The sequence below is a fragment of the Alicycliphilus denitrificans K601 genome, assembly GCF_000204645.1.
GTDB classification, from domain to species: domain Bacteria; phylum Pseudomonadota; class Gammaproteobacteria; order Burkholderiales; family Burkholderiaceae_C; genus Alicycliphilus; species Alicycliphilus denitrificans.
In genome coordinates, this window is record NC_015422.1 from 4,624,545 (window position 1) to 4,644,782 (window position 20,238).

Consider the following 20,238-nt stretch of genomic DNA (forward strand, 5'->3'; position numbering starts at 1 on the left):
GCCGCCCCGGCGCGGCCGCTTCACGCCAAACCCCCAAGGAGTTCCATGCCGGATACAGCACCATCATCCCTCACCGCCCCGCAAGACGAGCTCTCCATCGTGCGCAACCGCACCTTCGACGAGATCGCCATCGGCGACAGCGCCAGCATCGAGCGCACGCTGACCCAGCAGGACATCCAGCTCTTCGCCCTGCTCTCGGGCGACGTGAACCCGCAGCACCTCGACGAGGACTTTGCCGCCTCCACGCGCTTTCATGGCGTGATTGCCCACGGCATGCTGGGCGGCGCGCTGATCTCGGCCGTGCTGGGCACGCGCCTGCCCGGTCCCGGCACCATCTACCTGGGGCAGACGCTGAAGTTCCTGGCCCCCGTGCGCGTGGGTGACCGGCTGCGCATCACCGTCGCCGTGCGCGCGCGTGACGAAGCCAAAAAACGCCTGACGCTGGCCTGCACCTGCATCAACCAGGACGGCGCCACCGTCATCAGCGGCGACGCCGAGGTGGTTGCCCCCACCGAGCGCGTGGAGCGCGCACGCACCACCCTGCCCGAGGTGCGCCTGCGTGTGGGCCAGGACGGCGTGCAGCGTCTGCTGGAGCATGTGCGCACGCTGGGCACGCTGCGCACCGCCGTCGTCCACCCCTGCGACCCGCTGAGCCTGGGCGGCGCGCTGGACGCGCATGCCGCCGGCATCATCGACCCGGTGCTCGTGGCCCCGCGCGCACGCCTGATGGCCGTGGCCGAAAAGGCGGGCCTGGACCTGAGCGGCATCGCCATCGAAGACGTGGCGCACAGCCACGCAGCCGCCGCGCGCGCCGTGGCCATGGTGCAGGAGGGCCAGGTGCAGGCACTCATGAAGGGCAGCCTGCACACCGACGAACTCATGGCCGCCGTGGTCGCCTCGCAGGGCGGCCTGCGCACCAAGCGGCGCGTGAGCCACTGCTTCGTGATGCAGACGCCCGCCTACCCGCGCCCCTTCATCATCACCGACGCGGCCATCAACATCGCACCCACGCTGGAGCAGAAGGCCGACATCGTGCGCAACGCCATCGACCTGGCGCATGCCATCGGCGTGGCCGAGCCGCGCGTGGCCATCCTGGCGGCGGTGGAGACCGTCAACGCCGGCATGCCCGCCACGCTGGACGCGGCCGCGCTGTGCAAGATGGCCGACCGCGGGCAGATCACGGGCGGCCTGCTGGACGGGCCGCTGGCGTTCGACAACGCCGTCTCGATCGCCGCCGCGCGCACCAAGGGCATCGTCTCCGAGGTGGCGGGCCGGGCCGACATCCTCGTGGTGCCGGACCTGGAGAGCGGCAACATGCTGGCCAAGCAGCTCGAATACCTGGGCGACGCGGCCAGCGCCGGCATCGTGCTCGGCGCGCGCGTGCCCATCGTGCTCACGAGCCGCGCCGACTCGCGCGAGACGCGCCTGGCCTCGTGCGCCATGGCGGTGCTGCTGGCGCACCACTACCAGGGAGCGCCGCTATGACCGACCTCGTCCTCGTGCTGAACTGCGGCTCGTCGAGCATCAAGTTCGCGCTGTTCGACGCCGGCGCGCGGCCGCTGCCGCGCCGGCCCCTGTGGAACGGCAAGGTGGACGGCATCACCGGCCCCGCGCCCACGTTCGGCGAGACCGGCGTGGCCCCCGGCCCGGTGGCGCTGGACGCGGCCCACCCCTACAGCGCCGCGCTGGAGCACATCCGCATGCGCGTGCGCGAGCGCATGGCCCGGGGCGGCCACCGCATCGCCGCCGTGGCGCACCGCGTGGTGCACGGCGGCGCCAAGTACCAGGACCCGGTGCGCGTGGACGCGGCGGTGCTGGGCGACCTGCGCGGCTACATACCGCTCGCGCCGCTGCACCAGCCGTTCGCGCTCGAAGCCATCGGCGCGCTGCTGCACAACATGCCGGATCTGCCGCAGGTGGCCTGCTTCGACACGGCCTTCCACCACACGCTGCCCGAGGTCGAGAAGATGCTGCCGCTGTCCTGGGACGCGTGGGAGCGCGGCCTGCGCCGCTACGGCTTTCACGGCCTGTCCTACGAGTTCATGTCGCTGGCCCTGGCCGAGCGCTACGGCGACACCGCGCGCGGGCGCACCATCGTCGCCCACCTGGGCAGCGGCGCCAGCCTGTGCGCCATGCAGGACCTCAAGAGCGTGGCCACCAGCATGGGCTTTTCGGCCCTGGACGGCCTGATGATGGGCACGCGCTGCGGCGCGCTCGACCCCGGCGCGCTGCTGTACCTGATGGAGATCGAAAAGCTGTCGCTGCACGACGTGGGCCAGCTGCTCTACCACGGCAGCGGCCTGCTGGGCATGTCGGGCGTGTCGTCCGACCCGCGCGTGCTGCTCACGCAGGAAGAGGGCAATGCGCGCGTGCAGGCCGCGCTGGCGCTGTACGTGCGCCGCATCGTGCGCGAGATCGGCGCGCTCGTGGCCGTGCTCGGCGGCCTGGACATGCTGGTCTTCACCGCCGGCATCGGCGAGCACAATGCCGCCATCCGCGAGCGCGTCTGCGCGGGCCTGGCCTACCTGGGCGTGGCGCTGGACACCGAGGCCAACGCGCAGAGCGCCGATCTCATCTCCAGCCCGGCAAGCCGCATCCCCGTGGCCGTGGAGCGCACCAACGAGGAATGGGTGGCCGCCTGGCACACCACGCGCCTGCTGGGCGTGCATTGAGGCGCGGCCACCGTTTCCCGCCATCCCCGCCCGGGCGGGGATCCACGGCGCGCACGGCCCCCTCCTAAAATCGCGCGATGTCCAACGCCACCGACACAGCCCCACCGCGCCGCCCCGGCGTGCGCTTTCTGCTGGCCCACCCGGCCCATTTCCTGGCCCTGGGCTTTGGCAGCGGGCTGTCGCCCACCGCACCCGGCACGGTGGGCACGCTGTGGGGCTGGCTGGCCTTTCTGGTGCTGCCGCTGTGGCTCACGCCGCTGGGCCTGGGCCTGCTGATCGCGCTGGCGCTGCCCGTGGGCTGGTGGGCCTGCACCGTCACGGCGCGCCACATGGGCGTGGCCGACCCGGGCGCCATCGTCTGGGACGAGATCATCGCCATCTGGATCGTGCTGTGGCTGGCCATGCCCATGGGCTTCTGGGGGCAGCTCGTCGCGTTTGCGCTGTTTCGCTACTTCGATGCCGCCAAACCCGGCCCCGTGGCCTGGGCGGACCAGCTGTTCAAGGGCTTTGGCTGGCGCGGGGGCTTCGGCATCCTGTTCGACGACCTGGTGGCCGCGTTCTGCACACTGCTGGTCATCGCGCTGTGGCGCCACTTCATCGGGTAGCACACCATGGCACTATCGAAAGATGAGCTACCAGCGCTTGATGGTCGGGCGCTGGAGGTCGATTTGGCATATATCTCCGGCACCCTGCTCGCGCGCGGCTGGATGCTGGCCACGGCCGAGAGCTGCACCGGCGGCATGATCGCCGCCGCCTGCACCGACCTCGCGGGGTCGAGCCAGTGGTTCGAGCGCGGCTTCGTCACCTACTCCAACGCCGCCAAGGTGCAATGCCTGGGCGTGCCCGCCGCGCTGATCGACCGGGACGGCGCGGTGAGCGAGAGCGTGGCGCGCGCCATGGCCCAGGGTGCCGTGCGGCACAGCGCGGCGCAGGTGGCCGTGGCGGTCACCGGCATCGCCGGGCCCACGGGCGGCACGCCTGGCAAGCCCGTGGGCACGGTGTGGTTCGGGTGGCACGTCGATGGCGCCACGCATGGCGAGATGCGGCGCTTCGACGGCGACCGCGCCGCCGTGCGCCGCGCCACGGTGCGCCATGCGCTGGGGCGGCTGCGGGCGCTGCTGGGCGCGTAGCCGCCAGGCCCTTCACCGCGCCTGGAGGGCGGGCATGGCCGGCGCCGGCTCCCATGCGGGCCGGGCGAGCTCCAGGGCGTGGGGCTGCTCCTCCTCCAGCCGGAACACCGAGATGGCCTGCACCTGCTCCTGGGCCTGGGCGCGCAGGCCTTCGGCCGCGGCCGACATCTCCTCCACGAGGGCGGCGTTGCGCTGGGTGCTCTCGTCCATGTGCTGCACGGCCATGCCGATCTGCGCCATGCCGACGCTTTGCTCGGCGCTGGAGTTGCTGATCTCCAGCATCAGCGGCGCGGCGCGGCTTATGGCGTCCACCGCCTCCTGGATCGTGGCGCCCGCGCGGTTGACCACGGCCGCGCCATCGGCGGCGCGGCCCACGCTCTCGTCGATGAGCTGCTTGATCTCGCGCGCGGCCTCGGCCGAGCGCCCGGCCAGCGCGCGCACCTCGCTGGCCACCACGGCGAAGCCGCGCCCCTGGGAGCCCGCGCGCGCGGCCTCGACGGCGGCGTTCAGGGCGAGGATGTTGGTCTGGAACGCGATGCCGTCGATCAGCCCGATGATGTCGGCCATCTTGCCCGCCGAGCTGTGGATGTCGTCCATGGTGCGCACCACCTGCGCCATCAGCTCGCCGCCCTGCGTGGCGGTGTCGCTGGCGCGCGCGACGATCTTCTGCGCCTCGCTCGCATTGGCGGCGCTGTGCTCCACCGAGGCCGTGAGCTGCTCCATGGCGGAGGCCTGCTCCTCCAGCGCGCCGGCCTGCGCGGTGGTGCGCTCCGCCAGGTCCTGGTTGCCCGCGGCGATCTGGACCGCCGCATTGGCCACGCTCTCGCTGCCGCTGCGGATGCCGCGCACCACCTGCGCCAGCTGCGCGCGCATCGCCGCCAGCGCCTGCAGCACCTGGGCCGTCTCGTCGCGCCCCCGCACCTCGATGGGGCGGCCCAGGTCCCCGCGCGCCACGCACTGCGCGGCCTCGACCGCGCGCGCCAGCGAGCCGGTGATGCCGCGCACCAGGGCCACGCCGAACAGCAGCGCGAACAGCAGCCCGCCGCCGATGGCCCCCAGCGACAGCGCGCGGATGGCGGCGTAGCGGGCGTCGGCAGCCTCGTAGGCCATGCGGGCCTGATCGCGCTGAAAGCGCACCAGTGCGTCGATGCCGGCGCCCACGGGCCCGTAGAGCGGGCGCACGGCCTCCAGCACAACCTCTTGCGCCCGCTGCGGCTGCTGCGCGCGCAGGGCCTCGACCGCGGGCTTCAGTCCCTGCTGCACGAAGCGCTGGCGGTGCTGCGCGAAGTCCTGGGCCAGGCGCTTCTCCTCGCCGGCCAGCCCTTCGCGGTGGTCGGCCAGGTATTCGTCCCAGATGCGGGTGATGGCGACGATGTTGGCGTCCACCTCGTCGGCGCTGGCGCGCATCTGCCCGGGCACGGGGGTCACCAGGGCGGCGGCGAGCGCCAGGCGGTTGCGTAGCAGCAGGGACTGGATCTGCCCCATCCGCGCCGTGGCCGCAAGGCGCTCTTCGTACAGGACCCGCATGTCCGCATTGGCCTGGGCGACACCCCATTGCCCCAGCAGGCCTATGCCCAGGATCAGCAGCGACAGCGCGCCGGCCAGCAGGGATACACGGGTGGAAATCCTGAATCGATTCATGTTTACCTCTGAAAAATCGGGGAAGCGGCCGGCGCGGGAGAGCCCCCGTGCTGGCCGAGCAGCCATGCCTCCAGCGCCGCCGCGGGCTGCGGCACGCCGAACAGATAGCCCTGGAATGCCGGGCACTGCAGCTGCGCGAGCACCGTGCGCTGCGCCTCGGTCTCCACGCCCTCGGCCACGACGTGAAGGCCCAGGGTGCGGGCCATGCCCACGATGGTCTGCACGATGACCGCGTCGCTCGCGCGCGCGCCCATGTCCTGGATGAAGCTGCGGTCGATCTTGAGCTGGTGCAGCGGCAGGCGCTGCAGCTGCGACAGGCAGGAGTAGCCCGTGCCGAAGTCGTCGAGCGCGAAGCGCACGCCCAGGCAGCGCAGCGCCTGCATCTTGCGCACCGTGTCGGCGATGTCGTGCAGCATCGCGCTCTCGGTCAGCTCCAGCACCAGCAGGTCGGCCCTGGCGCCGGTGCGCGCGAGCGCCGCATGCACCTGCTCCACGAAGCCCGGCTGCGCGAACTGGCGCGCGCTCACGTTGACGGACACCGTCAGGGCGCGCGTATGGGGCTGGCCGGCCCAGGCCTGCAGCTGGGCGCAGGCCGTCTGCAGCACCCATTCGCCCAGCGTCAGGATCAGGTCCGAGGCCTCCGCGATGGGGATGAACTGCGCCGGCGACACCTGGCCGTGCAGCGGATGCCGCCAGCGCAGCAGCGCCTCCACGCCCACGGGCTGGCGCAGCGCATCCACCTGCACCTGGTAGTGCAGCGCAAGCTGCCCGGCCCCGATGGCGCCGTGCAGGGCCGTCTCCAGCGCCGCGCGGGCCTCCAGCTGCGACTGCAGCACCGGGTCGAAGAAGCGATAGCCGTTGCGGCCCTCGCTCTTGGCCTGGTACATGGCCGTGTCGGCGCTCTTGAGCAGATCCCTGGTGGAGCTCGCGCCCGGGCGGAACATGCAGACGCCCAGGCTGGCGCTGGTGTGCATGGGGCGCCCCGCCAGGTGGATGGGCGAGGTGATGGCGGCCAGCACCTGCTCGGCCAGCTCCCGCGCCTGGGCCTGGGCCCGCGCCTCGCCGGCATGCAGGTGCTGCGCGAGGACGACGAACTCGTCCCCGCCCAGGCGCGCCACCAGCCCCCGCCCCGCCACGGCGTCCGTCAGGCGCCGCGCGATCTGGCGCAGGTGCTTGTCGCCCTCCTCGTGGCCCAGCGTGTCGTTGATGACCTTGAAATGGTCCAGGTCCACCAGCAGCAGCGCGCCGTGGCCCGCCGAGCCGTCGCCATCCAGGGCCTGCTGCATGCGCTCGCGCAGCAGCACGCGGTTGGGCAGCTCGGTCAGCGCGTCGTAGTAGGCCAGCTTGTGGATGGCCTGCTCGCTCCGGCGCAGCCGGGCCTGCATGGAGCGCAGCGCCCGGAACACGTTGCTGATCTCGTCGCTCCCCTGCACGGCGATGGCCGTGTCGAGCTGCCCGCCGGCGATGCGGTCGCAGACCGCGATGACCTCCCGCAGCGGCTCGGCGATGGAGCGGATCAGCAGCAGGCCCAGCCAGCTCAGCACCGCCATGGAGGCCAGCAAGGCCCCCAGGGCCAGCCAGCGCGTGTACTCGTAGCGGCGCACGCCCTCGCGGTAGGCCGCCTCGGCAAAGTCGAACTGCAGGCGGATCAGCGCCTCGATCTCGGGGTAGGCCTGCTCGTACAGCACCCGGGCGCTCTCGGCCAGCCGGCGCGTGTCCCGGTAGTCCAGCGCGCGCAGCGCCGCCACCGCAGGCATCAGGGCCTCGTCGAGGTAGCGCGCGCGGTGCCGGCCGAAGCGCTGCGCCAGCGCCAGCTCGTCGCCCTCGCGCGGCACCGACAGGTACTCCGCCCACAGCCGGTCTATGGCCCGCGCGTTGCGCTCGACCTGCAGCGCCGCCTGCCGCGCCGAGACCGGGTCCAGCGCCGCCGCGGCGGACGCCGCCGCCGGCGCCAGGGCCAGCTGCAGGTACAGCTGGTTGGCCAGCATGAGCTGCGCGATCTGCGACAGCGTGCGCACGGGGGCCATGCGGTCCTCGTACACCACCCTCAGGCTTTCCTTGGATGCGGCCAGGCCCCGGATGCCGGCCGCCGCCAGCAGCCCGGCCACCATGACCGCCAGGACCATCATGACCGCGAGCCGCGTGCCTATGCGCAGGCGCGAGAGCAGGCCCTGGAGCCCCGCGGCGCGCCACAGGCGCCGGATGGCCTTCGGTCCCTGGCGCCAGCCGGCGGCCGCCATCATGCGGCGGCCCCCGCGCCTCGCACGGGCAGGCACGCGCGCCGCCGTGCGCGGGCGCGCACGGCCATCGATCTGCAGAACCGGGGAATACCCACCATGAAACACATACCTTGCTGGCAGCAGGCTCGTCCACGTTGCGGGCGAGCGCCGGAGAAGGCGTGTTCAGGGCCTGGGGAAAGCGCGGCGCGGCGGGGCAGGGCCGCGCGAATAAATAGGTATTTTTTGTTCAGTGGCCCCTGCGCCACATCGGTGCAAATACTTATCTATTTGTTGATTTACATCAACGATGCAGCGATTCGCAGGCCCGGACGATCTCCTGCGCCACCGCGCTCAGCTTGCGCCGCTGGGCGCGCGCGGCATTGCGCAGCAGCTCGAAGGCCGGCCGGCGCGCCATGCGGTACTGCACCATGGTGATGCCGGTGGCCACGTTGATCTCGCGGTCGGCGTCGAGCGCGGCCTGCAGCTGCGCGTGCGTGCGGCGCAGGCCCTCCAGCTCCCCGGCGCGCTGCAGCGCGGTTTCGATCGCCGGCTGGATCTGGTTCAGGGCCAGCGGCTTGACCAGGTAGCCCAGGGCGCCGCTGTGCGTGGCGCGCTCCACGACGCCGGAGTCGCTGTAGGCGCTGAGCATCAGGAACGGCACGTGGTCGACCTCGGCCAGCCGCTGCGCCAGCGACAGGCCGTCGCGCCCCGGCAGGCGCACGTCCACGATCGCGAGGTCGGGGTGCAGGCCGCCGCCGAGCAGCGCCTCCGCCTGCTCCACGCAGTCGGCCACGGCCACCTGGTAGCCCATGTGGCGCAGGCCCGCGGCCAGAGTGCCCAGGATCAGCCGGTCGTCGTCCACCAGCAGCAGGCTGGCCGAGCCATGCGCGTCGCCGGAGCACGTCATGCCGCGGCCCCCTCGTGCGCAAGGCGGCTGCTCTCTGGCGCCGCGTCCGTCCCGCCCGGCAAGAGCACGGGCGCCTGCAGGCACAGGCGCGCCACGGCGCGCTCGCCGGCCTGCTCCAGCGCCAGGGAGGCGCCCAGGCGCGGCATCAGGGTGGCCACCAGCTCCAGGCCCACCTGCGCGTCGGAGGAGCTTTCGGGCCACTGCCCGGGATTGGAGACGACGAGGCAGGCCTGCTGCGGTTCCTCGCGCGCGTTCAGCGTCACCTGCACGTCCTGGTGCTGCCGCCCGCCATGCTTGACGGCGTTGAGGAGCAACTCGTGCACGATCAGCGCCAGCGGCACGGCATCCGCGGGCTGGATGCGGCAGGACAGCCCGCCCGCGCCGGCATCCTCGGGCAGCTGCACGGCGATGGCCACGCCCCACAGGGCGCCCACGCCGGCGGCCACCTCCTGCACCAGCTCGCACAGGCGCACCTGGTCCGTACGGCTGCGCCCCTGCAGGCCGTGCAGCACGGCGATGCTCTGCACCTGCCCCGTGACCTCGGTGATCGGATCGCGCAGGACGGGGTGGCGCTGCCCCAGCGTCTGCAGCAGGCCCGTCACGCCCTGCAGGTTGTTCTTGATGCGGTGGTGCACCTCGCGCACCAGCGCGGCGCGGTGGGCCTGCTCGCGCTGGCGCCGCTGCGCCTTCTGCCGCCGCCAGTCGCTGATGTCGGTCAGGGTCAGCACATGGTGCGTCACCACGCCCCGGGAATCCATGGCCGGCGTACACGTGAACCACACGGGATAGCGCTCGCCCGACTTGCGCCGGTGCCACTCCTGACGCTGCCGCGCCGGCCAGGGCGGCGGCCCGTCGGAGGCCTCCTGCTGCGCGCTGCGGGCGGCGCGCAGGAAGTGCGGCGTCCGCCCCAGCACCTCGTGCGCCGCGTAGCCCGACATCGCCAGGAACGACCGGTTCGCGCGCAGGATCACGCCGCGGGCATCGGTGATCAGCAGCCCTTCCTGGCACTCGAACGCGATCGCGGCGATGCGCACGTCCGCCCTCTGGCGGCGCAGCATGTCCAGGTAGAAGGCCAGCGCCATGCCGACAATGGACAGGATCACGATGTACGCGCCGTAGCCCAGTCCCCCGCTCGCCTGCAGGTCCTGCGCGAAGAAGCCCTGGCGCTGCAGCGTGCCCCAGCCCGCCTGCACGGCCACCAGGCACAGCAGCCCCGCCGTGCCCGCCAGCCCCAGGCGCATGCCCGCCCAGGCCACGAAGAGGAACTGCCAATAGGCGTGGGCCAGCGGCCGCCACTGCTCGCCGCCCCAGCCCAGGAAAATCACCTGCCCCGCGGCGAACGCCAGCGCGTACACCAGCACGCCCTCGGCCACCCGGTGCCAGGCCACGCCCCGGCGCCACGCGCGCTGCTGCGAAGGGGCCGTCAGCACCATGCCCGCCACCGCTCCGCCCCGCCGGCGCAGCCATCGCACCGGCCATCCGTCCGCGTCCCGGGGCCCTGCGGCCTGCGTGGCGCCCGCGCGGGGAAGCGCGCCTTCACGCGGGGGCGGCCATACAGGGGAGCGACGACACACGCGTGCATAGGAGGAGAGAGGAGCAGGGCTGAGCAGGCCCTTCATTACAAATGGCCCGCCAGATTAACAGATTGACACACGTCAAAGACAAAGCCGCTCGACGTCTGGCAGCCGGCTGCCCGCGGATGGCCTGCTTCAGGCCGGTGCGGCTTGCAGGCCCGTCACGCGCCGCAGCATTTCTTGTACTTCCTGCCGCTGCCGCAGGGGCAGGGGTCGTTGCGGCCGGGCTGGGCGCCCTTGACGATGGTCTCCACGCGCGGGCCCAGGCTGCGCCAGAGCTGGCGCAGGTCGTACACGGCCCAGATCGCCTCGCCGAAGACCTCCAGGCGCTCCCGGCTGGTGCTGGGCGGGCCGTCCTCGTCGTACATGCAGATCTCGGGCCTGCCGGTGTCGTCCTCGGTCAGGGCGACGATGGCGTCCAGCGCATCGTCCAGCCACTGCGCGGCCTCCTTGTCGCGCGGGGCGGCCCAGTCGTCGGGCCAGTTCTCCACGGCGAACATGAAGCCCAGCGCCCAGACCTGGCCGAACGAGGGGGTCTCCTGGCCCTCCATCTCGGCGCGCTCCTCCTCGGGCAGGCTGGCGATGGCGCCACGCATGTCGATGACCTCGGGCTGGAAGGCATCGTCGGCGTCAAGCGATTCGGCCTGCGCGTCCAGCTGGGCCGCCACCTCGGCGCTGCGCAGCTCCCACAGCGCGAGGAAGCGCTGCTGCTGCGCCAGGTCCCTGAAGGTGGGCACGAGCGGCAGGGGCTCGCCCTCGGGCGCCTGCAGCGGCAGGCCGTCGCCCAGCAGCATGGGCAGCCATTCGGCTGCGGGCACGGGGCGGCGCGTGCAGGCCAGGGCCGTCAGGAAACCGTCGCAGAACTCCCACTGCGGCACGTCCTCCTCGCGCGTGCGCAGCTCGTCGAGCAGGGCGTCGAGCTCGTCGAGTTCATCGGGGCCCAGGGCGGGGCTGGCGGAGGCGCTGGATTCGGTCATGACGGTCACGCGGGTAATGTGGGCGGCGGCAAGGCTCACGACTATGATTTCCCGCTTGCCGGCCAGGACCGGCCAGTGTAGCGCCGCACCGCGCCATCGCCCGCTACCAGTTGGGTGGCGAGCAGGTCTGGCTCAAGCGCGCCGGCCCTGACAACGGCATGTGGCACTACCACTGCCTGCTGGGCAGGCTGGCCGCCCTCCTGCACCTGCCGGTGCTGCGTCCCGTGCCCAACCACGGCGGGCGGGCGGCCATCGCCACCGATAGTGCGGCGTCTGCGCCAGCTGGCGGACCAGGGGCCGCGCATGCCCCGGGTGCTCGCCGCCCGGGCAGAACGCCCCGTCGCTCGCCGACGAGGTGCTGGCTGCCGTGCCCCATGGGCCGCAGCCCCTGCTGGCGCTGTGGCGCCTGGGCCTTGCTCGGCTGACCCGTGCTCAGGCGCTGCAGGGCACTGCGCCCTCTACCAAAACAATAGCTGTCACCACTTGTACACCAAGGGCTAGCAGCCTTTTTCGCATGCAAAGTACGGCCTTGTCCTTGGACACCAGGATGGCGCGGTGCGCGAGCGCCAGGTCGATGAACTTCTGGTCGTCCGCGTCTTTGCAGGCGCAGGGCGCGCGCGCGGCCACCTCCACCGCCCGCGTGCCGGCGTCGAACGCCGCCAGCACGTCCTGCGCCGCCACGCCGTAGTACTGCATGCGCGGCTGCAGGTGAGGGTACTGCAGCACGCGCTCGAGCTCGTCGCGCATGGGCCGCGTGGCGATCCACTCCAGGCGCCGCGCCTGCAGCAGCGCGCGCACGGCGGCCACGGCCGGGTCGGCGAAGAGGAATAGGTCAAGCACGATGTTGGTGTCCAGCACCACGGGGCATGCCGGCCCGCCGGCAGGCGCATGCCGCGGCAGGCTCAGCTCAGGCCGCATCGGTGGTTCCCGCGGGCGTGCGCGGGCGCGCCGGGCCCGCCACCAGGTCGAAGCGGAACATGCGGCATTCGATGGGGCCGTTCCACAGCGGCACGCGGCGCGACTCCTTCAGGCGCATCTTGCCCGGCAGCTTCAGGTCGGGCGTGAGCAGCCAGGCCTGCCAGCCGGCGTAGTGCCGCTTCCAGTGCGCGGCCAGCTGCTGGAAGAAGTCCACGCCGTCCTCGGTCTGCGCGCTCTCGCGGCCAGCGCGCGCGACGACGGCCATGCGCTCGCGCGCACTGCGGCCGGCCGACCCCGCCGCCGCGATGCGCTCACCATACGGCGGATTGAGCAGCATCACGCCCGGCTGCTCGCAGGGCGGCATGCGCTGCAGCGCGTCGCCGCCGCGCAGCTGCACGGCGCCCGTCACGCCGGCGCGCTCGGCGTTGCGCTGGGCGAAGTCCACCATGCGGTGCGATACGTCACTGCCGAAAATAGGAACAGGGCTTGTCACAACTGCCCCAGCAGCTTCCTCTTTAATAGCAGACCAGACATGGGCCTGGTAGGGCAGGAGCTTCTCGAACCCGAAGCGGCGCCTGAGCCCGGGCGCGATGCGGCAGGCGATCTGCGCCGCCTCGATGACCACGGTGCCGCTGCCGCAGCAGGGGTCGTACAGCGGCAGCGGCTGATCGCCATGCGGATCCCAGCCCGTGGCAGCGATCATGGCGGCGGCCAGGGTTTCCTTGAGCGGCGCGTCGCCCTTGTCCTCGCGCCAGCCGCGCTTGAACAGCGGCTCGCCCGAGGTGTCGATGTACAGCTGCGCGTGCTCGCGCGTCAGGTGCAGGTGGATGCGCACGTCGGGCCAGCGCGTCTCGACGTCGGGGCGGCTGCCGCCCTTGGCGCGGAAGCGGTCGGCCACGGCATCCTTCACGCGCAGGGCGGCGAAGTTCAGGCTCTTGAGCGGGCTGTGCTGCGCCGTCACCTCCACCTTGAAGCTCTGGCGCGGGGTGAACCAAGCCTCCCAGGCCACGTCGCCGGCCAGCGCGTAGATGTCGTTCTCGCTGCGGTAGGGCCGCTCGGCCAGCTGCACCAGCACGCGCTGGGCCAGGCGGCTGTGCAGGTTGAGAAGCAGCGCGTCGCGCCAGGCGGCGCGCACCAGCACGCCGGCGCGGCCCACCAGCAGATCCTGGCCGGCCAGGCCCGTGAGGCCGTGCACCTCGTCGGCCAGGAAGCCCTCGACGCCGGCGGCGCAGGGCAGGAAGAGTTGCAGGGTGTTCATAAAGCGCCACAAGCATAAGCGCTGCGGCACCCGGGCTTTCCCGCTGGCATGAACTTCCTTTCATCACAAACGGTAACATTCAACACGATTGCACAACAAATACGGAGACACCATGTTCCAAAGCCTGCGCGCCCGCCTGATCGGGGTCAGCATCGCCGTCGCCACCCTGTCGCTGCTCGGGCTGTCCCTGGTGGCCTACGTGGTGGTGCGTTCCAACATGCTGCAGGCGCTGGACGAGCGCATCGGCGGGCTGACGCGGCAGCACGCCGCCGAGCTGGGCCAGTGGATCGCGGACAAGCAGCAGCTCACCGGCTCCCTGCTGATCGCCGTGCGCGAGGAGCAGCCCCTGCCGTTCCTGCAGGCGGCCGAAAAAGCCGGGCTGGACCTGGCCTATTTCGTCATGGCGGACAAGCGCCACGCCTTCACCAAGCCCCGGCCCGCGGGCTATGACGGCACGGCGCGCGGCTGGTACAAGCAGGCCGTGGCCGCGGGCGGGCCGGCGATCACGCCGGTCTACCCGGACTCGGCCACGGGCCAGTTGACGGTGAGCCTGGTCCAGCCCGTGATCGAGGGCGGCCGCACGGTGGCCGTGGTGGGCTCGGACATCAACCTGACCACGGTGGTGAAGAAGGTCACCGGCATACGTGCCACTGGCAAGAGCTTCGCCTTCCTGATCGACGGCACCACGGGCAACATCCTGGCGCACGCCAACCAGGCACTGGCGCTCAAGCCGGTGAAGGAGCTGGCGCCCGGGCTCGATTCCGCCCTGTTCACGCGCCTGGCCGGCCAGCAGGGCCATGGCGAGGTCACCATCGACGGCAAGCCACAACTGCTCTACGCCGCCAGGGTCGAGGGCACGCCCTGGATGCTGGCCGTGGCGGCCGACCGGGCCGACGCCCTGTCCGCCCTCGACCGGCTCGGCCACGTGGCCATGCTCAGCACCGTGCTCTTCGTGCTGGCCGCCGGCCTGGTGATGGCGGTGGCGGTGGCGCGCATGCTGCGCCGCCTGGCGCTGGTGCGCGATGCGCTGCAGGGCATCGCCTCGGGCGAGGGCGACCTGACGCGCCGCATGGACGTCTCGGGCCGCGACGAGCTCTCGCAGATCGCGCAGGCCTTCAACCAGTTCGCCGACAAGATCGCCGCCGTGCTGCTGCGCATGCGCGAGGCCGCCGAATCCGTGCGCATCGCGAGCGGCGAGATCGCCACCGGCAACAACGACCTGTCCGCGCGCACCGAGCAGCAGGCCGGCTCGCTGGAGGAAACGGCAGCCGCCATGGAGCAGATCACCGCCACGGTGCAGCAGAACGCCGCCAACGCCCGGCAGGCCGATACGCTGGCGCAGGACGCGTCGCAGGTGGCCAGCCAGGGCGGCGCCGTGGTCGAGCAGGTGGTGCAGACCATGGACGGGATCAACAGCGCCTCGCAAAAGATCGAGGACATCATCGGCGTCATCGACGGCATCGCCTTCCAGACCAACATCCTGGCGCTCAACGCCGCCGTGGAGGCCGCCCGCGCCGGAGAGCAGGGCCGGGGCTTTGCCGTGGTGGCCGCCGAGGTGCGCCAGCTCGCGCAGCGCAGCGCCACCGCGGCCAAGGAGATCAAGGCGCTGATCGACGACTCGGTGCAGCAGGTCGACGCCGGCAGCCGCCTGGTGCGGGACGCGGGCGAGACCATGCGCAAGGTTGAGCACAGCATCCGCCGCGTGAGCGCCATCGTGGCCGAGATCAGCAGCGCCAGCCAGGAGCAAAGCACGGGCATTGCCGAAATCGGCTCGGCCGTCTCTCAGATGGACCAGGGCACCCAGCAGAACGCCGCCCTGGTCGAGCAGGCCACGGCGGCCGCGCAGTCGCTGCGGCAACAGTCTCAGGACCTGGCGCAGCTGGTCGCGGCCTTCAGACTGCCGCAGGGAGCGGCCGCGCAAAGGCTGCTGGCTTGAACTACGACGGTGCCGAGCCGGCCACCAGCAGCAGCTGGCGCACGGGCTCGGGAATGGGCGCGGGCCTGCGCGCGGCCCGGTCGATGAAGACGATACCGGTCTTGCCGCGCGCGACCTCTCGGCCCTGGGACTTCTCCGTCATGCGGAACACCAGGTCGAAGCCGTAGCGGTTGAAATCCTGCGGCGTCATCTGCACACGCAGCGTCTCGCCATGGAAGGCCTCGGACTTGTACTGCGCCAGCATGTCGCCCACCACGGTGGACAGGCCCGCCACGTCCGCCTCGGTATAGCCCAGGGACTTGAAGAAGCGCACGCGCGCCTCCGACACCAGGCTGAGCAGCTGGGCGTTGTCCAGGTGGCCGCCCTGGTTGACGTGGCTGATGTAGACCTGCAGCTCTGTGCTGAAGCCGAAGTGCGCCGGCAGGTCGAAGACGATGCGTGCCATGGGGTATCTCTTTCTATAGCGCCTTGCGCAGGTTGGCGGGCGCGATCTTCAGCGCCTCTCGGTACTTGGCCACGGTGCGGCGCGCGCACTCTATGCCCTGCTCCTTGAGCATGTCGGCGATCTGGCCGTCCGACAGCGGCTTGTGCGGATCCTCGGCGGCGACGAACTGCCGGATGAGCGCGCGCACCGCCGTGCTCGACGCGCTGCCGCCGGTCTCGGTGCCCAGGCCCGAGCCGAAGAAGTACTTGAGCTCGAACGTGCCCTGGGGCGTGGCCATGTACTTGGCCGTGGTCACGCGGCTGATGGTGGATTCGTGCAGGCCGAGCTCGTCGGCGATCTCGCGCAGCACCAGCGGGCGCATGGCCAGCTCGCCATGCACGAAGAAGTTCTTCTGCCGCTCCACGATGGCGCTGGACACGCGCAGGATGGTGTCGAAGCGCTGCTGTATGTTCTTGATGAACCAGCGCGCCTCCTGCAGCCTGGCCTGCAGCGCCTGGTGGCCGTCGCCCTTGCTGCCGCCGCGCAGGGCGTTGGCGTAGACGTCGTGCACGCGCAGGCGCGGCATCACGTCGGGGTTGAGGCGGACGCTGAAGCTCTGCTGCGCGCCGCGCCCGATCTTCCTGACGATCACGTCGGGCACGATGACGTTGCGCTCCACGTCGGCGAAGCGCCGCCCGGGGCGCGGCTCCAGCCGCGCGATCAGCGCCATGGCGGCGCGCGTGAGGTCGTCGCTCGCGGCGCAGGCCTGGGCCAGGCGGCGCACGTCGCGCCGCGCCAGCAGGTCGAGCGGCTGGCGGCAGATGCACAGCGCGGCCTGGATCACCTCGGGGTCGCCCTCCTCCTCCCGGTCCAGCGCCTGCAGCTGCAACGCCAGGCATTCGGCCAGGCCGCGCGCGCCCACGCCCGCGGGGTCCAGGCTCTGCAGCAGGCGCAGAGCCACGGTCAGGCGGTGCACCAGCTCATCGAGCTGCTCGGGGTCGCCCGTGTCCGCCAGGCTCGCGGCCAGGGATTCGAGCGGCTCGTCCAGATAGCCGTCGTCGTTGAGCGAGCCGATGAGAAAGCGCAGCGCCGCCATGTCCAGCTCGGACAGGCGCAGCGCCAGGGCCTGGCGCTCAAGGTGGTCTGCGAGCGATTCGTGGCCGTGCGCCAGGTCCGCGGCGTCGGCCTCGTCGCCATCGCCAGAGCCGCTGCCGACGCTTGCGGGCGCATCGCTGCCCCACTCGCGGTCGTCGCCCGGTATGTCGGTGTCGCCGTCCCAGTCGGTGGGAGCGGCGATATCGGGCATTTGAGCATCGTTTTGGCCCTCATCGCCCGTCCAATCTGCGTCAGCAGCTCCTGAAGGCGTAGCATCCTCGGCCCGGCGGCCGCCCTCGTCCGACGGGGGTGCGACCGGCTCATCCAGCGGCGCGTCGTCCACCGTGCGCTCCAGGAAGGGGTTCTCGTCGAGCATCTGCTCGACCTCCTGCGCCAGCTCCAGCGTGGACAGCTGCAGCAGGCGGATGGACTGCTGCAGCTGCGGCGTGAGCGCCAGGTGCTGCGAGACGCGCAGCGACAGGCTGGGCTTCATGGCCCGGCCCCCGCCGTCCGGCCTCGCGTCGTGCCGCGGCCCATGTCTCTCACATGCGGAAGTGCTCGCCCAGGTAGACCCGGCGCACTTCCGCGTTGTCGACGATTTCCGACGGCGTGCCCTGTGCGAGCACGTGGCCGTCGCTGATGATGAAGGCGTGGTCGCAGATGCCCAGCGTCTCGCGCACGTTGTGGTCGGTGATGAGCACGCCGATGCCGCGCGCCTTCAGGAAGCCGATGATGCGCTGGATCTCGATCACGGCGATCGGGTCGATGCCCGCGAAGGGCTCGTCCAGCAGGATGAAGCGCGGCTGCGTGGCCAGCGCCCGGGCAATCTCCACGCGGCGGCGCTCGCCGCCCGACAGCGCCAGCGCGGGCGACTGGCGCAGGTGGTCCACGCGCAGCTCCTGCAGCAGCTCGGTGAGCCGGCGCTCGATCTCGTCGCGCGGCAGCGCCCGGCCGTCCGCGTCCGTCTGCAGCTCCAGCACCGCGCGCACGTTGTCCTCCACGTTGAGCTTGCGGAAGATCGAGGCCTCCTGCGGCAGGTAGGACAGGCCCAGGCGCGAGCGCCGGTGTATGGGCATGTTGGCCACCGAATGGCCGTCGATGCGGATGTCACCACCGTCACTGCGCACCAGGCCCACGATCATGTAGAACGATGTGGTCTTGCCCGCGCCGTTGGGGCCGAGCAGCCCCACCACCTCGCCCTTCTGCACGACCAGCGACACGTCCTTGACCACCTTGCGGCTGCCGTAGGACTTCTGCAGGTGCAGCGCCTCCAGCCGGCTGGCGCCGTCCTGCGGCGCCCCGGGCGCGCCCTGCGCGCGCGTCTCGTCCACGACCGCGCTCACTGCATGCCACCCAGGCTGGGAGTGGGGCGCAGCACGGGCGGCTCGGTGCGCGCGGGCGGCGCCGCCGTGCCCGAGGCCGGCTCCTTGGGCGACAGCACGGCGCGCACGCGGCCGCCGGGCGTGCCGGCGCTGGTGCCGGCCGGCGCGGTCTTCTGCCCGTCCACGGTGAACACATCCGTGAGGTTGTTGTAGACGATGACCGCGCCCTTGACCTCGTCGGTGAGCTGGGCCTCGCGGTAGCGGCGCAGCTCGGCGCGGCGGGTGAACTTCACGGTGTCGGCGCGGCCGTCGTATTCGATGACCTCGCCCTCGCCCTCGACGAACTCGTCGGGCTGGCCCGGCGGCGTGTCGCGCTTTTGCCGGAAGAAGGCGCGCTTGCCCGGCTCGGCCGTCACCACGCCGTGCTGGAAGCCATCGGGATCCTGGCGCACGTCCAGCTGCTCGCCGCGCAGCACGATGGTGCCCTTGGTCATGACCACATGGCCGGTGAACACGCTGGTCTGCTTGAGCTCGTCGTGGCGCAGCGCATCGGCCTCGATGTTCATGGGCTTGTTGCGGTCAGCCTTCTCGGCATGCGCGCCCGGCAGCCAGGCCAGTGCCAGGGCGCCGAGCAGAAGGAGGGAGGGCAGTCGGATTCTCATAGGGCACGATTCTTGCGGTCATTGTAATAACGCATTCGCCGCCGCAGGCCCGGCGCCGCGCAAACAAAAAGCAAAAAGCGCGCCCGGGGGCGCGCCTCGTGCAGGGGAAACGCGCGGCGTCACCCCTTGCGCACCACGCCGGCCAGATATTCGACGACCTGCAGCACGTTTTGCATGTTGCCGGCCATGGTGCCGTCGGTGTAGTAGCGGCCCGCCACGCCCATGGAGGGCACGCCCTCGACCTGGTAGGCCTCCTGCAGCTGCGAGGCCTTGCGCACCTGGTTGGCGACGGTGAAGGAGCCGTAGACTTCCTTGAACTTCGCCATGTCCACGCCCTGCTTGGCGATCCAGTCAAAGATCAGCTCGTCCTTGTTCAGCGCCTGCCGCTCCACGTGCACGGCACGGAACACCCTGGCGTGCAGCTCGGGCAGCTTGCCCATGCCTTCGAGCGTGTAGTAGAGCTTTTGCTGCGGCACGAAGCTGGCGTTGAAGGCCACGGGCACGCGGCGCACCTGCAGGTCCTTGGGCGCGGCCTTGAGCCAGGCCTCGAAGCTGGGCTCGAACGTGTTGCAGTGCGGGCAGCTGTACCAGAAGAACTCGATCACCTCGACCTTGCCGGCCGGCGCCTCGGTGGCCACGGGCTTGCCCAGCTTGACATAGTCCTTGCCCTCTTTGAACTGGCGCGCCTGCGCCAGGGCGGGCGTGGCGACGGGCAGGCCCAGTGCGGCGGCGGTGGCCGCAGAGGCGACGGACAGGGAAAACTCACGGCGTTTCATGGGTAGGGATCACTCCTGGGTTGGTTAGGGCGTGTTCACGCTCCAAGGAAGGTTGTGAGCATCGGCCGGCGCAAAAAGTTCAGCGCTGCACTCGCACTAGCGCCGAGTCCACGCCAGCACCGTCGAGTTTTTCCTTCAGCGCCTCGGCATCGTCGCGCTTGGCGAACGGGCCCACGCGCACGCGGAACACCGTGCGGCCATTGGTCTCGCGCTCGCTCACGCGCGCCTCCCAGCCCAGCATGGCCAGCTTGGCGCGCTGCGCGTCGGCATCCTGCTGGGTGCGGAAGGCGCCGGCCTGCACGAAGTACTGGAACGGGTCGGCACCGGCGGGCGCGGGCGCGGCGTTGGCCTTGGCGCGCGCCAGATCGCCGAGGGGATCGGCCGACGGCTGGGACGCGGCCGTGCGGTTGTCGGCCGTGCGCGGCACGGGCGCCGCAGCGGATGCCGGCTCGGCCGGGGTGGCCACCGCGGCCCCCTCGGGCGCGCTGGCCGGTGCGGCGGGGCGCGCCGGGTTCTTGCCGTACAGCGGGGCGTTCGGGTCCCAGTTCTTGTTGCGCTGCGCCTCGTCCTGGTCGGACGCCCGCGTGGCGTTCTTGTTCAGGAAGGGGATGGGCACCTTGGTCACGTAGACGGCAACGGCCAGCGCCGCTCCCAGCCCGACGATCACCCCGAGGATGAAGCCCACGATGGTGCCGCCGCGTTGCTGCTTTTTCATATCAGTGGTCAC

At 71.6% G+C, this 20,238-nt stretch carries 18 protein-coding genes; 5 read left to right on the forward strand and 13 right to left on the reverse strand.

Going from position 1 to position 20,238, the window contains the following annotated elements; translation table 11 throughout:
- Positions 1–45: 45 nt before the first annotated feature.
- The 4 genes from ALIDE2_RS21905 (at position 46) to ALIDE2_RS21920 (ending at position 3,802) form a co-directional block, all read left to right on the forward strand.
- Entirely contained in the window at positions 46–1,485 is a 1,440-nt protein-coding gene (locus tag ALIDE2_RS21905) for a bifunctional enoyl-CoA hydratase/phosphate acetyltransferase (protein ID WP_013723178.1), read from the forward strand.
- Complete coding sequence (locus tag ALIDE2_RS21910) at positions 1,482–2,672, forward strand: acetate/propionate family kinase (RefSeq protein WP_013723179.1); 1,191 nt, start codon at positions 1,482–1,484, stop codon at positions 2,670–2,672. The genes ALIDE2_RS21905 and ALIDE2_RS21910 overlap by 4 nt, the downstream gene beginning before the upstream one ends.
- 77 nt (positions 2,673–2,749) lie before the next feature.
- Entirely contained in the window at positions 2,750–3,277 is a 528-nt protein-coding gene (locus tag ALIDE2_RS21915) for a phosphatidylglycerophosphatase A family protein (RefSeq protein WP_013723180.1), read from the forward strand.
- Positions 3,278–3,283: 6 nt separating this feature from the next.
- Positions 3,284–3,802: a CinA family protein gene (locus tag ALIDE2_RS21920; RefSeq protein ID WP_013723181.1), complete on the forward strand. Its 519-nt coding sequence runs from the start codon at positions 3,284–3,286 to the stop codon at positions 3,800–3,802.
- Between the two features lie 12 nt (positions 3,803–3,814).
- Here the strand turns inward: ALIDE2_RS21920 and ALIDE2_RS21925 are convergent, their stop codons facing one another.
- The 7 genes from ALIDE2_RS21925 to ALIDE2_RS21955 form a co-directional block, all read right to left on the reverse strand.
- Entirely contained in the window at positions 3,815–5,443 is a 1,629-nt protein-coding gene (locus ALIDE2_RS21925) for a methyl-accepting chemotaxis protein (protein ID WP_013723182.1), read from the reverse strand.
- A gap of 2 nt (positions 5,444–5,445) precedes the next feature.
- Complete coding sequence (locus ALIDE2_RS21930; RefSeq protein WP_013723183.1) at positions 5,446–7,686, reverse strand: putative bifunctional diguanylate cyclase/phosphodiesterase; 2,241 nt, start codon at positions 7,684–7,686, stop codon at positions 5,446–5,448.
- Between the two features lie 277 nt (positions 7,687–7,963).
- The gene (locus tag ALIDE2_RS21935) at positions 7,964–8,569 is read right to left on the reverse strand and encodes an ANTAR domain-containing response regulator (protein ID WP_013723184.1); all 606 of its coding nucleotides are present in this window, start codon (positions 8,567–8,569) and stop codon (positions 7,964–7,966) included.
- Positions 8,566–10,002 carry a sensor histidine kinase gene (locus ALIDE2_RS21940; protein WP_013723185.1) on the reverse strand — a complete coding sequence of 479 codons (1,437 nt, stop codon included), beginning with the start codon at positions 10,000–10,002 and terminating at the stop codon, positions 8,566–8,568. Before ALIDE2_RS21940 ends, ALIDE2_RS21935 begins: the two co-directional genes overlap by 4 nt.
- A 302-nt stretch (positions 10,003–10,304) precedes the next feature.
- The gene (locus ALIDE2_RS21945; protein ID WP_013723186.1) at positions 10,305–11,120 is read right to left on the reverse strand and encodes a YecA/YgfB family protein; all 816 of its coding nucleotides are present in this window, start codon (positions 11,118–11,120) and stop codon (positions 10,305–10,307) included.
- A gap of 432 nt (positions 11,121–11,552) precedes the next feature.
- Positions 11,553–12,038 carry a putative toxin-antitoxin system toxin component, PIN family gene (locus ALIDE2_RS21950; protein ID WP_013520823.1) on the reverse strand — a complete coding sequence of 162 codons (486 nt, stop codon included), beginning with the start codon at positions 12,036–12,038 and terminating at the stop codon, positions 11,553–11,555.
- Entirely contained in the window at positions 12,028–13,296 is a 1,269-nt protein-coding gene (locus ALIDE2_RS21955) for a THUMP domain-containing class I SAM-dependent RNA methyltransferase (RefSeq protein ID WP_013520824.1), read from the reverse strand. Before ALIDE2_RS21955 ends, ALIDE2_RS21950 begins: the two co-directional genes overlap by 11 nt.
- 112 nt (positions 13,297–13,408) lie before the next feature.
- On the opposite strand from ALIDE2_RS21955, the gene ALIDE2_RS21960 reads away from it, so the two are divergent.
- Positions 13,409–15,232, forward strand: a complete 1,824-nt coding sequence (locus tag ALIDE2_RS21960; protein WP_013520825.1) for a methyl-accepting chemotaxis protein — start codon at positions 13,409–13,411, stop codon at positions 15,230–15,232.
- Position 15,233: 1 nt separating this feature from the next.
- On the opposite strand, the gene ALIDE2_RS21965 is transcribed toward ALIDE2_RS21960, so the two are convergent.
- The 6 genes from ALIDE2_RS21965 to ALIDE2_RS21990 form a co-directional block, all read right to left on the reverse strand.
- On the reverse strand, positions 15,234–15,677 hold the full coding sequence (locus ALIDE2_RS21965; protein WP_013723187.1) for an acyl-CoA thioesterase: 444 nt from the start codon (positions 15,675–15,677) through the stop codon (positions 15,234–15,236).
- Between the two features lie 13 nt (positions 15,678–15,690).
- Complete coding sequence (locus tag ALIDE2_RS21970; RefSeq protein ID WP_013723188.1) at positions 15,691–17,244, reverse strand: RNA polymerase factor sigma-54; 1,554 nt, start codon at positions 17,242–17,244, stop codon at positions 15,691–15,693.
- Between the two features lie 49 nt (positions 17,245–17,293).
- Positions 17,294–18,082 carry an LPS export ABC transporter ATP-binding protein gene (lptB, locus tag ALIDE2_RS21975; protein ID WP_168728198.1) on the reverse strand — a complete coding sequence of 263 codons (789 nt, stop codon included), beginning with the start codon at positions 18,080–18,082 and terminating at the stop codon, positions 17,294–17,296.
- A gap of 8 nt (positions 18,083–18,090) precedes the next feature.
- Positions 18,091–18,735 carry a lipopolysaccharide transport periplasmic protein LptA gene (gene lptA / locus ALIDE2_RS21980; RefSeq protein WP_013520829.1) on the reverse strand — a complete coding sequence of 215 codons (645 nt, stop codon included), beginning with the start codon at positions 18,733–18,735 and terminating at the stop codon, positions 18,091–18,093.
- A gap of 119 nt (positions 18,736–18,854) precedes the next feature.
- Positions 18,855–19,511: a thiol:disulfide interchange protein DsbA/DsbL gene (locus ALIDE2_RS21985; RefSeq protein WP_013520830.1), complete on the reverse strand. Its 657-nt coding sequence runs from the start codon at positions 19,509–19,511 to the stop codon at positions 18,855–18,857.
- Between the two features lie 79 nt (positions 19,512–19,590).
- Positions 19,591–20,226: an SPOR domain-containing protein gene (locus ALIDE2_RS21990; protein ID WP_013520831.1), complete on the reverse strand. Its 636-nt coding sequence runs from the start codon at positions 20,224–20,226 to the stop codon at positions 19,591–19,593.
- Positions 20,227–20,238: the final 12 nt, after the last annotated feature.